Below are 12,084 nucleotides of genomic sequence, written 5' to 3'. Positions count from 1 at the left end.
GATTTTAGATTTTAGATTTTGAAATCCCTATATAAAAAAACGTTCGCTGTGCGAACGTTTTTTTATATGCTTATATTCTCTTCACTCAAGAGATTATATTTACTTATATGGTTAAAAAACAATTTTTAATTAATAAACGATTTCAAAAGAGGACAGTTATACTTTTTAAACGTTGGCGTTGTTTTGTAAATAGAATAAAAATTAACCAATTCTTTTCCTGCTTTAAAAGGATTTTTGGCTTCTTGTTCCTCTGTAATTAATTCTGCATAATGGTCGTAATAATTACATTCAAAAATCATTAAACTAGCCATTGCTTTTTCGTTGCTGTTTTTAGACATTTTCAAAGCTTTTTCATAATACATTTTGGCCATTTTCAAGTTGTAATAATTGCCATTTTGGTATTTCTTTTCGTTTTCAGAATTATCTCCGTAAACATAATCTGTGTAAGATGCTCCAGAAGTCCAATCATAAGCGGTCATCATCCAGGAATTTCCTAAATACGAAACATTAAAATAAGCGTGCGCCAATTGCAGATTGCTACTTCCTGTATTTTGCTTTTTAAGCTGAATTAATTTGACTATAAAATCGGTTTTATTGAAACGATAATCAAACTTTCTTTCTTCTTGTTTCTGAAGAATTTTAGGAGTAAAAGGATTTTCGTTTAAATAGTTTTTGTACTCATAATTCTTTTCCCAAAAATCCTGAGGCATACTTGAAAAAGTTTCATAAGCCAATTCCAGATTATTATTTCTAAAAGCAATTGTGCCTTTTAAATCTTTATAATAATTGATATTTGGAGCAATTGTTCCAGAACAAATATATTTTTCAAAAGGCGTTTTATCTGTTTTTTGTTGTAAAGCCATCAAAAGGTCAATATCTTTTACAGATGCATTTCGGTCAAAATATCCTATATAACTAAAGAAGTACGGATTGCTATATGCTGCATATTCTCCTTCATTTTTAATATCCGATTTCATCCAAAGCAAACCAGCTGTAACAACATCTCCTTTTATATAAAAATCATTACTTGCAATTCGGTATAAACTATATAAATTTTTAAATAATCCGTGATCGGTTTCTACCAAATTTTCAACTGAATCAAAGTATTTATAAAGCTGATTCTGAACTTTTTCGTCCTTTAAATCATCTTGTTTTAATGAAACCAAAGCCAGCTGAATATTTTTTTGCATCTGTATCGAAGCATTGGCTTTACTAGAAATCAAATCAGTATATTTTTTTCCTTCATCGACCTGATCGTCAATGAAACATAATTGAGCAATTGCAGCGGTAATATAATCTTTCTGCTCGCCAGAAGTCTGTTCGCGAATCGAAATCAGGTAATATTCTAATTCTCTCAAATATAAAATATCCTTGTTGAAGTTTTCTTCTTTCGCTTTAGCGTAATTTTCATACCAATCTGTACTGCTGAAAACTACAGATGGGGTTCCGTCATTGGTATATTGAGGCGTAAAAATCCAGTCTTCGAGTTTGTTTACTTCTCTTCCAATCAAAAAACTTAAAAACAAACTGTTTGGACTTAATTCATAAATTTCTTGAATCGATTTTAAACCAGGTGCTGGATTTCGAAGACTTTCAATAGTCAAAATAACGCTTCGTTCTTCGTCACTTTGTGCCAAAGCCAAAGTTTCTTCAGTCAATTTCCAATTGTAATGCTGCAACACAGCAAACGATTTTTCTTCGCAGGAATTAAAAACTTTACTCAACAAGTAATTTTGTAAAGGTAAATTCTCAATACATAAAGCATTGTAATATAATGCCCAAGGTTTAAGAATTGTATTTGATTCTGAAGCAAAATTGTCATTATATAATTCGACAACTTTTTGCTTTTGCTGTGTATAAAAATAATATCGCAACGCTAAAAAAGCATAGCGCTGTTTTAGAAATGAATCCTTAGTCGATTTTATTTTCTTTTCAAAATCGAAATTATCTTCTAAATCATAGTTTTTATAATTGCTTCCTACTTGATCCCAAGATTCCCATTTTGTGTATTCTACATTACCATATTCCAACTTTTTAGCCAGCAAAATATAATTTAAAAAGGCTTTATTTTTAGACAACAATAAAGCTTCTACAAAAGTGTTTTTAGGAAAGAGACTTTTTAAAGTTTTGTTTTCAAAAGCAGTTTGAAATTGCTCTGAATCTGTCTCATACAAAATCTTATGAACGTCATCAGGATTAATGCCATTTCCTAATTTCTTTTTCCACTCTAAACAATTCTTTTCCTGATCTACACTCGAAACAGTATTAGTTGCATAATAATTATCTGCCGAATAATAGAATGGCGTGAGTTTAAAGAAACCATCTCGCTGTGCTTTAAACAAAGCTAAACGGTTGGTTTCTGGAGAAACGCTCCATCCGCAGGCAAATGAAAACTGAACACTTAAAACGAAAAGCAAGCTGCTAAAAACTCGCATAAAAATTGGAGATATTTTCGGTTCCATAATCGTTTATGTATTTTTTATCAAAAGAGAAAAAGGTCACTTTTGTCTGATTGTCAATCTGAATTTTGTTTTTAATGATCGAAATCATTTTATCAATTTCATTTTCTGAAATTTTCTCGATTCTAATTTCGTCGCCATTTCTAAGATACGTCTGCCCTATTAAAACATCATCTTGCAAAACATATTTGTCCTCTGAAGTTTTTTTCACTTTAATGGTATCTTTTATCAATCCATCATAATCAGATAAAATGCCTTTAAACTGATTTCCTCTAAAAGCGATTCCCCAACTATACAATGGCAAGGCAATATCCAGTTTGAGTTTGTAATCGCTGTGTGTTATGTATTGCGCCAATTCTTCACTAGTTCCAATAGAGTTTTTAGTCTGAAAATCGTCTGGTTTGGTAATATTATAACACATCAGCAAGCCTTTATCAACTGGCGGTATTCCGGCTTTTGTAGCATATTTATATTGCCAAAGCCTGATTGTTGTCGCAATTTTCGAATTTGGATGTTGCTTTTTAATCTGCTTTAATAAATAGAAATAATTCTTCTGCGATTTTTCAGTCCAGTCACAGTCAATCAGGATTTCTTTAAAATCAATTTTTAATTTGGCTGATTCTGCTTTTTTAACCGAATCATAATTTAGGGCTTTAAAGTCTTTCTGCTTATAATAATCTTTTGGATAAACAATATTATATGCATTGCTTTCTGCTTTTCTATCATTCATCTTTTTAGCAATCTCTTCGATTCGGCGAGCCATTCTCACCGCCAGACTATCCAGCTGTTTGGTATCAGACTTTAAAACCACTTCGTTGGCAATAAAAATGCTTGGCGTAATCTCAAGATTGCTTTTATTAAGTGAAATATCCTGAATGGTGGCAACTGGCAAAGATTCTTTTGAATACGGATTATAATCTACGTCAAAGAAACGGACATACATATGTTGGACATCCATTTTCTTTACTAAAGAATCTTCCGCTTCCTGAAAATACATATCGGTTTTCCAATAACAAAAAGACCGGATAACGTCATGCTCTTTTTCGCAGCTTGCAGAGCTTAAAATAACCAAAAGCGCTACCAAAACAATATTTTTCATAATCATAAAAAACTTACAAAATACAATTCAAAATTAGTATTAAAATTTATAACAATATGATTTATTTATGAACAACTTTTGCTTTGTATTCTTACCTTTGCAAAAATTTTTTATTTATGTCGAATATATATTTAGGATATCATTTTACAATTGAGCCAAAAGAATTGGGTTCTGAAATTTTAGTGGCTGAATTGGGCGAAAAAGCGTTTGAAAGTTTTACAGAGACTGAAAACGGAATTTCTGCCTTTGTGAAGAAGGATTTATGGGATGAAAATATTCTGGATGATATTTATATTCTACAATCTGAGGAGTTTAAGATTGAATATACGATTGAAGAAATCGATCAGGTAAACTGGAATGAGGAATGGGAAAAGAATTTTGAACCGATTGATGTAGACGGAAAATGTCACGTTCGCGCTCCTTTTCACGAAAAAACTGATGCTGAGTTTGATATTGTAATTGAACCTAAAATGAGTTTTGGAACTGGACATCATGAAACTACTCACATGATGATTCAGCATTTATTGGAAATGGATGTAAAAGGTTTAAAAACACTTGATATGGGATGCGGAACAGCTATTTTGGCTATTTTGGCTGAGATGAAAGGTGCTGAACCAATTGATGCCATTGATATTGACAATTGGTGCTACCTCAACTCTATCGAAAATGCGGAACGCAATAATTGCAAACATATCTCCGTTTATGAAGGCGATGCTGCATTATTGGCGGGTAAAAAGTATGATCTAATTATTGCCAATATCAACAGAAATATTTTGTTGAACGATATGCAGGCTTATGTTGATGCTTTGAATCCAAAAGGAATTATTCTTTTTAGCGGTTTCTATGAAGAAGACATTCCGTTTATTGATGCTTCGTGCGTTGAAAAAGGTTTAACTTATGTTAAAAAGCTTCAAAGAAACAACTGGGTATCTTTAAAATACGTAAATTAGACACTGATAATCAATTCAGTACAAAAACTATAACAACATGAGTACTAAAGAAAAAGTAAGAGAAAGAGTTCGCGAAAAAGAAACCATTGGTTTTAATAACGAGATCATTGTATACAATGATGATGTAAACACTTTTGATCACGTAATTGATACTCTTATTCGTGTTTGCGACCACACAGCTGAACAAGCCGAGCAATGCTCTTTGATTGTACATTATAACGGAAAATGCACTGTAAAAACAGGTCCGATAGAAAAACTTAAACCTCAATGCACGCAACTTTTGGAAGCTGGTCTTAGCGCCGAAATTGTTTAATTGATTCAATAATTTTAAAACGCATTCTGTTTTATTCTATACTAGAATTGAAGAGAATGCGTTTTTATTTGTAGCAATTTAAAATTATGAGAAATATCCTTCTTTTACTAATTCTGTTATTCTCTCTTATAACGAAAGGCCAATCGAAATTTGAGCCTCTTCGTAAACAATTAATGGAAAATAAGACTTATGAATATGTTTATAGTTTTGAAAATGATTATGCCGTATTTAGAACCTTTAAGGGAAAAATGGGCTTAATTGATTCTCTTGGCAATGTGGTGCTTAAACCTAATTATGCATACATAGAGAACAGAAAAGAGCTGAAAAATATATTTGAAGCAGGAATTATCGTTAACAAAAATTTCAAAAGAGGTTTTATTGATTTACAAGGAAATCTAAAAATTCCTTTTGAATATGATGATGTTTATTATTTAGGAGATAATCTTGTACGTGTTTCAAAAAATAACAAAACTGGCGTTATTGATATTGGGAACAAGGTAGTTTTGCCTATAAAGTACGAGCAAGTAATGGGTAATAATGGAATTTTATTTGTTCAGAATACTAACAGCATTGATTTATTTGATTCCAAAGGGAAACAAATCACTAATTTTCAAGCTTTTGATATTGAGTATTTCCAACATAAAAGGTCGATTGTTACACTTCAAAACAAAAATACTTTGATAATTGATACTTTAGGAAATATTGTTTTAAATACTATTAAAAATCATCGCTTCGAAAGGATTCTTTCCCAAAATTCTTTCCTTATTCTTAATACCTTAACGAAGAAAAAAGGAATCATAAATTCAAATGGGCAATATGAAATTGATTGTAAATACGATGAAATTTCACCTTCAAATTCTATTTATATTTTAAAAAACAACGGCAAGGAAGGAATAATCAATCAAAAAGATGCTGTTTTAAAACCCTTGATTTATGATAACGTTTATGGTGTTTTTTCTAAAGACAGCATTTCGTTCAAAAATCATTATTTTGCTAGTAGAGGCAATTTGCAAGGTGTTATAAATCCATATTTAGAAAAAGAAATCATTCCTATATCGTATAAATATATTGATCCGTTTTCTAAGCACTATATCACAACTAATGCTGAGAATAAAGGCGGATTATTTTCTGCCAAAGGTGAAAATATAATTCCAGAAGAGTATGATTTTTATAGCGCTGCTCAAAACAAAATTTTTGCTGTAAAAAATTCAAAAAAATATCTTCTGACTATTGAAAACAATAATTACACTGAAACTGAAATCTTCGTGGATGAGTTTGTAAAAAGCAATCAGTACTTTAGAGGATTTTCAAAGAGCAATTATCAGATTTTTAAAGACAAAAATAAATTTGGAGTTTACAGCAATAAGAACAAAATTGCAATTCCAGCAGAATATGATGCGGTTACAGAGATTTACGGAACAGGAGAATTTGTTGTAAAGAAAAACAATAAATATGGTATTGTAAACTCTGACAATGAAACACAATTGGAATTAAAATATGACTCGTTTCAAATTATAAAAGAAGTGGTTCGATTTAATATTAAGAACCCAAAAACATCCAAATTCTATTCAATAAAATATCCTTTTGAACCTCAATAATTTGCAGTGGGCTTTTGAATAAAAAATATATTCATAGCGGTTTAATTGCCAATAACTCAAAATGCATTCGTTTTTATTATATATTTGAACGAAATAGAATGCATTTGTTATGGAAGAATACGGAAAGATATTGATTATTGCAATGCCGATTTTTTTAGCCTTAATTGTTATTGAAAAAATTTATGGCATTTATAAAAAGAACGATACTGCTCCATTAATAGATAGTGTATCAAGCATAAGTTCGGGCATTACCAATTCGGTTAAAGATGTTCTGGGACTGAGTGTTACTTTTCTTTCTTATGAATGGCTGGTTTCTAAAATAGCGCTACAGCATTTAGAAGCCAATGTTCTCTCCTACTGTATTGCTTTTTTTGTAATTGATTTTTATGGTTATTGGAGCCATCGTCTGGCGCATCAGATTAATTTTCTTTGGAACAAACATGCTATACACCATAGCAGTGAAGAATTTAATCTTGCCTGCGCGCTTCGCCAGCCCATTGCGAGTCTAGTAAACCTGTTTACCTTTTTATTGATTCCGGCAGCTTTATTGGGAGTTCCTGCTTCTGTGATAGCTATTACACTTCCCATTCATTTATTTTTACAGTTTTGGTATCATACCAAACACATTAAGAAAATGGGATTTATTGAACATATTTTGGTAACACCTTCACATCATCGTGTGCATCATGCCATTAATCCAGAATATTTAGACAAAAACCATTCTCAGATTTTTATTTTTTGGGACAAGCTTTTTGGCACTTTTCAAGAAGAATTAGACGACGTACCTCCTGTTTTCGGCATCACAAGACCTGCCAATACATGGAATCCGATCAAAATAAATTTTCAGCATTTGACTTTATTGATAAAAGATGCCTGGCGAGCTCCAAAATGGAAAGACAAATTGACCATTTGGTTTAAGCCAACTGGCTGGCGTCCTGAAAATTTTGAAGAAAAATATCCTGTAAACAAAATTGAAAATGTTTTTAATTTTGAAAAATATGGTACGCAAAACTCTCAAAAACTAATATATTGGTCTGTTGCACAAGTTTTAATAACATTACTTTTTGTGAGTTATCTGTTTGATAATATTGCCAAAATCGGTCTGCCTAATATTTTTGTTTATGGCTTTTTTATATTCCTAACCATATATAGCTACACAGAGTTAATGGATAAAAATAAATATGCCCTTTTGTGGGAAGGCTTTCGATTGGGGATTGTAATTTGTATTATTAGCTATTATGGAGATTGGTTTGGTCTAAATCGTGTCCTTCCAAGCAGTAATTATATTATTTTTACCTACCTGATCTTATCTTTTTTAACGACATTTTATTTTGTTAATTTTGATTTTAAAACCAACCAAAACCAATATATCAATTCATAACCCCTATTATGAGAAACTCTTCTTTTTTTAAAATTTATGCGGCATTTAGTTTGGCGTACCTGATTATTCTCCTTACTGGCCACGAGCGCTTTGATCTCTTTCTGAAACCCATTCTAATACCAATTATCGGATTTGGAGTCTATTTTTACAGAAAATTTCCTAGTCAGAACATTTTATTGGCAGCACTTACACTTTCTTGGCTTGGAGATGTCATTTTACTTTTTACAGACCTTGGCGAGATTTACTTTATCTTAGGATTAGTTTGTTTTCTCACAGCTCACATCATCTATTGCATACTTTTTAATAAACAGAAAAGAAATAGAAAAAAACAGAATAAACCTCTTTTTATATTTGGAAGTATCTTAATTGCATTTTATCTAATAGGAATAATTTCTGTTCTAATGCCTCATTTAGGTAGTCTTGAAATTCCTGTTTCTATTTACGCTTCAGTAATTTCGATTATGCTTTTATTTGCTTTCAACGGATTTTTGGTCTGGGAAAAACCTGGAAATAAACTCGTTTTTCTTGGAGCTGTTTTCTTTGTTATTTCAGATAGTATTCTGGCTGTAAATAAGTTTTATGCTCCAATACCGAAAAGCTCCTTTTTTATTATGCTAACTTATCTTCTGGCACAATATCTGATTGTAGTTGGTGTTTTAAAACTAAATCCAAAAAAAGTAGAACAGATAGTTTAACTTTCTCAATAACCAGAATCATGAAAAAAATAGCTATTTTAATCGTTTTATTAATCAGTGCTTCTTCTTGCATAAGTACCAAATCAACTTTAAAAAATGTAGATGACAATGCGCCTGATTTAATTTTAAAGAAAGATAATACCTTTTCCATAACGCAATTTGCTAAAGACAAAAAATACGGTTACGACCCTGATTATCCAATCAATATATTTTTCCAGAACACCAAAAATGAAGCGTTAAACGAAACTCGTTTTTTAAATGCTTTGGCTGGTCCGAATGGTGAAAAAATAACGTATTCCAGATTAGAAACCTGCTGCCCATTCCCTACTAAGCGAAGCAATATGGGTGCTGGATTTTTGAATGTTTATGAATTGAAATGGGACGGGCAAAAAAAGCCTGTTAAGCTTTATTTAAATATTTATGAAAAAGGGATTTTGATGGTTCCGGTTGGATTGAGGTTAAAATAAATACAACCAATTCTCAAGATATGCTTGAATTGCTTCCTTTTATATTACTCCTTCTTCCTATTTTATTTCAATTAATATTAGGAACTAAAACAATCTATATGCCTGCTACAATTAAATTTAGTTCGGCATCTTGGATTAGTTTTATCTCTTATATTTTGCTTGCTTTTATTTCTTATTACATTGTCAATTATAATTTTTCAAAACGATACGAACAATATCCAAACCCAATCAGATGCGGAATGCCTCTTTTAGGTATTGTTACGGCTTCTTTCTTTTTGCTTTTTATTCTTATTTTGATTATTGTGATTCAATTTTTGATTAAAAGAAGGATAGAAAATAGATCAAAAAGACAAAGTAGTTAAGTCAAAAAAACAGCATTCACTGCAAAACTTTAAAACATGACAAATATCATCTATTAGTTTTATTTCATGCTTTAATATTGCCTCGGAAAAAGCATTTAATCATTTAAAAGAAATTTTAGAAATTCGTTAATTCTACTAAGCTCCTTGCCAGTTATTAGAGTTCTTAAAATAATCTTAAATCTTCATCTGCTATTCATAAATCATAACTACCTTTGCAGTGCAAAAAAATAATTTTATGAACTTACAACATATTCCACAAATTAAGCATACTGAAAGCGGGAATTTCTTTTTATTGGCGGGACCTTGCGCTATTGAAGGAGAAGAAATGGCTCTTAGAATTGCTGAAAAATTAGTTGGTATTACCGACAATCTACAGATTCCTTATGTATTTAAAGGATCTTTTAAAAAAGCAAACCGTTCTAGAATTGACAGTTTTTCTGGAATTGGTGACGAAAAAGCATTAAAAATCTTAAGAAAAGTTTCTGAAACTTTTCATGTGCCAACAGTAACAGATATTCATACAAATGAAGATGCTGACAAGGCTGCTCAATATGTAGATGTATTACAGATTCCAGCTTTCCTAGTTCGTCAGACCGATCTTGTTGTGGCTGCTGCCAACACTGGAAAAACAGTAAATTTGAAAAAAGGGCAATTTATGAGTCCGGAAAGCATGAAACATGCTGTTCAGAAAGTTTTAGACTGTAACAATGAAAATGTTATGGTTACAGACCGTGGTACTATGTTTGGATACCAAGACATGATTGTTGATTTTAGAGGAATCCCTACTATGCAGCAATATGCTTCTACGGTTTTAGACGTAACGCATTCTTTACAACAGCCAAATCAAACTGCTGGTGTTACAGGCGGAAGACCAGACATGATTGAAACCGTTGCCAAAGCAGGTATTGCAGTTGGTGTTGATGGTATCTTTATCGAAACGCATTTTGATCCAGCAAACGCAAAAAGTGATGGCGCTAATATGCTTCATTTAGACTATTTTGAAGGTCTAATGAACAAGTTAGTTGCGATCAGAAAAACAGTTAATGCATTTTAATTTATATATATAATACTTAAGTTCTTTGAAAACAAAATTTTTATTTTTCTTACTGGCTTGTGTTTCTTTAAACACATTTGCTCAGGAAGAAATACCTGTACAAAAGTACGCTGCACACAACAAAGGAAAATTCTTTGCGCTGTGGGGTGGTAATAGAGAAAGTTACTCGAATTCTGATGTAAACTTTAGAGGTAAGGATTACAACTTTACGGTTGATAACATGAAAGCTCATGACAAACCAAAAGGATGGCATGTTGATTATATCAATCCCGCCAATATGACTATTCCTCAAACTAATTTGAGATTTGGTTATTTTTTTAGTGATCATTACAGCGTTACAATTGGCGTTGACCACATGAAATATGTAATGGCACAGAATCAAATTGCAAATGTTACTGGAAACATCAATTTGCCTGCAGACGATCCCGCATCAATTTACAATGGCAATTACAACAATACTCCTGTCGATATGTCTCAGGGAGGAGCTAAAGAAGGTGGTTATGGCAATGGTGAAATAAATGTAAACGGCCCAGCTTTTTTAATGTACGAACATACAGATGGTTTAAACTACATTAATACCGAAGTTGCCAGATTTGATGATGTTTCTAAATGGTTTAGATTACCAAACATTGACAAAGTTCAGATTAACTTAACTGAAGGATTGGGAGCTGGTCTTTTGTACCCAAAAACTAATACTACTCTTTTAGGCAAAGAACGTCATGATGATTTTCATGTTTCTGGTTACGGTGTTTCTGCAAAAGCTGGTATCAACGTTACTTTTTTCAAACACTTCTATATTCAGGGAGAGTTAAAAGGAGGTTATATCAACATGCATGATATCAGAACTACAACAAGCAGTGCTGACAAAGCTTCTCAAGACTTCTTCTTCTTCCAGCGTATTATTGCTGTTGGAGGTATCTTTAGAGTCTAATATTGCATAAAAAATATTTGTAAAAATAGCTGTCATTTTATTTGGCAGCTATTTTTTTTATTATTTACTTTGTAACTCAAAGTACTTTAAAATTTACTTTATGAAAATGAAAAAATATCTATTCCCAATCATTACTTTCTTTTTGAGTTTTACATGCGCATTAATTGTGGCTATAAAAGTTTTTCCAAACAATCCTTTTACAGGAAACAAAGAAGAAAAAACCACTGTAAGCAAGTTTAAGGATGGGGATCTTATTTTTCAGACATCTGAGTCTAAACAATGCGAAGCGGTTCGAATTGCAACCAATTCTAAATTCTCTCATTGTGGCATTATTTACTATATCAATGGAAAATGGTTTGTTTTTGAAGCTGTTCAGCCAGTAAAACTTACTACTATAGAAGATTGGATTAAACACGGAAAAGACAGCAAATATGTGGTAAAAAGGCTAAAAGACGATCGCGTTTTGAGCCCACAGGTTTTACAGAAAATGAAAGATTATAGCCAACAGCTTGATGGTAAAGAATATGATGCTTATTTTGAATGGACTGATAACAGAATATATTGCTCTGAATTGATCTGGAAAATCTATAATAATGCTGCAGGAATAGAATTGTCTAAACTTAGAAAATTGAAAGATTTTAATTTACAGGATCCGAGAGTTCAGAAAATATTAAAAGAGCGTTACGGTAATGATATTCCTTTAGAAGAAAAAGTCGTTGCTCCTTCTGACTTAGCCGATTCTAATATATTGAAAACAGTGGTAGACACTTATTAA

Annotated in this window: 12 protein-coding genes; 10 read left to right on the top strand and 2 right to left on the bottom strand. The window is 31.7% G+C overall.

Translation table 11 applies throughout. The features are described from left to right. Positions 1-125: 125 nt before the first annotated feature. Together FF52_RS03545 and FF52_RS03540 are read right to left on the bottom strand one after the other, a co-directional pair. On the bottom strand, positions 126-2,462 hold the full coding sequence (locus FF52_RS03545) for a hypothetical protein (RefSeq protein ID WP_008462985.1): 2,337 nt from the start codon (positions 2,460-2,462) through the stop codon (positions 126-128). Then, positions 2,422-3,558 (bottom strand): hypothetical protein, encoded by a 1,137-nt coding sequence (locus tag FF52_RS03540; protein ID WP_035690647.1) that lies wholly within the window; start codon positions 3,556-3,558, stop codon positions 2,422-2,424. The genes FF52_RS03545 and FF52_RS03540 overlap by 41 nt, the downstream gene beginning before the upstream one ends. 116 nt (positions 3,559-3,674) lie before the next feature. Between FF52_RS03540 and prmA the strand changes: the two genes are divergently transcribed. The 10 genes from prmA (at position 3,675) to FF52_RS03490 (ending at position 12,084) form a co-directional block, all read left to right on the top strand. Further along, a complete protein-coding gene (prmA, locus tag FF52_RS03535; RefSeq protein WP_008462980.1) occupies positions 3,675-4,508 on the top strand; it encodes a 50S ribosomal protein L11 methyltransferase in 834 nt (277 codons plus the stop codon). Between the two features lie 37 nt (positions 4,509-4,545). Further along, positions 4,546-4,821 (top strand): ATP-dependent Clp protease adaptor ClpS, encoded by a 276-nt coding sequence (locus tag FF52_RS03530; RefSeq protein WP_008462979.1) that lies wholly within the window; start codon positions 4,546-4,548, stop codon positions 4,819-4,821. Positions 4,822-4,907: 86 nt separating this feature from the next. Next, positions 4,908-6,419: a WG repeat-containing protein gene (locus FF52_RS03525; protein WP_083847495.1), complete on the top strand. Its 1,512-nt coding sequence runs from the start codon at positions 4,908-4,910 to the stop codon at positions 6,417-6,419. A gap of 109 nt (positions 6,420-6,528) precedes the next feature. Further along, positions 6,529-7,800, top strand: coding sequence for a sterol desaturase family protein (locus FF52_RS03520; protein ID WP_008462975.1), 1,272 nt, complete (start codon positions 6,529-6,531; stop codon positions 7,798-7,800). Positions 7,801-7,808: 8 nt separating this feature from the next. Then, positions 7,809-8,495 (top strand): lysoplasmalogenase, encoded by a 687-nt coding sequence (locus FF52_RS03515; protein ID WP_008462973.1) that lies wholly within the window; start codon positions 7,809-7,811, stop codon positions 8,493-8,495. A 20-nt stretch (positions 8,496-8,515) separates the two neighbouring features. Next, a complete protein-coding gene (locus FF52_RS03510) occupies positions 8,516-8,962 on the top strand; it encodes a hypothetical protein (RefSeq protein WP_008462972.1) in 447 nt (148 codons plus the stop codon). A gap of 98 nt (positions 8,963-9,060) precedes the next feature. Then, positions 9,061-9,324 carry a hypothetical protein gene (locus tag FF52_RS03505; RefSeq protein ID WP_237718516.1) on the top strand — a complete coding sequence of 88 codons (264 nt, stop codon included), beginning with the start codon at positions 9,061-9,063 and terminating at the stop codon, positions 9,322-9,324. Positions 9,325-9,559: 235 nt separating this feature from the next. Next, positions 9,560-10,378, top strand: coding sequence for a 3-deoxy-8-phosphooctulonate synthase (gene kdsA / locus FF52_RS03500; protein ID WP_008462969.1), 819 nt, complete (start codon positions 9,560-9,562; stop codon positions 10,376-10,378). A gap of 25 nt (positions 10,379-10,403) precedes the next feature. Continuing rightward, a complete protein-coding gene (locus tag FF52_RS03495) occupies positions 10,404-11,309 on the top strand; it encodes a hypothetical protein (RefSeq protein ID WP_008462968.1) in 906 nt (301 codons plus the stop codon). A gap of 106 nt (positions 11,310-11,415) precedes the next feature. Further along, complete coding sequence (locus FF52_RS03490; protein WP_237718515.1) at positions 11,416-12,084, top strand: YiiX family permuted papain-like enzyme; 669 nt, start codon at positions 11,416-11,418, stop codon at positions 12,082-12,084.

The organism is Flavobacterium sp. F52 (assembly GCF_000278705.1).
GTDB classification, from domain to species: Bacteria; Bacteroidota; Bacteroidia; order Flavobacteriales; family Flavobacteriaceae; genus Flavobacterium; species Flavobacterium anhuiense.
Note: the sequence above shows the minus strand (reverse complement) of the source record. Positions and strands in the feature narration are given on the sequence as shown.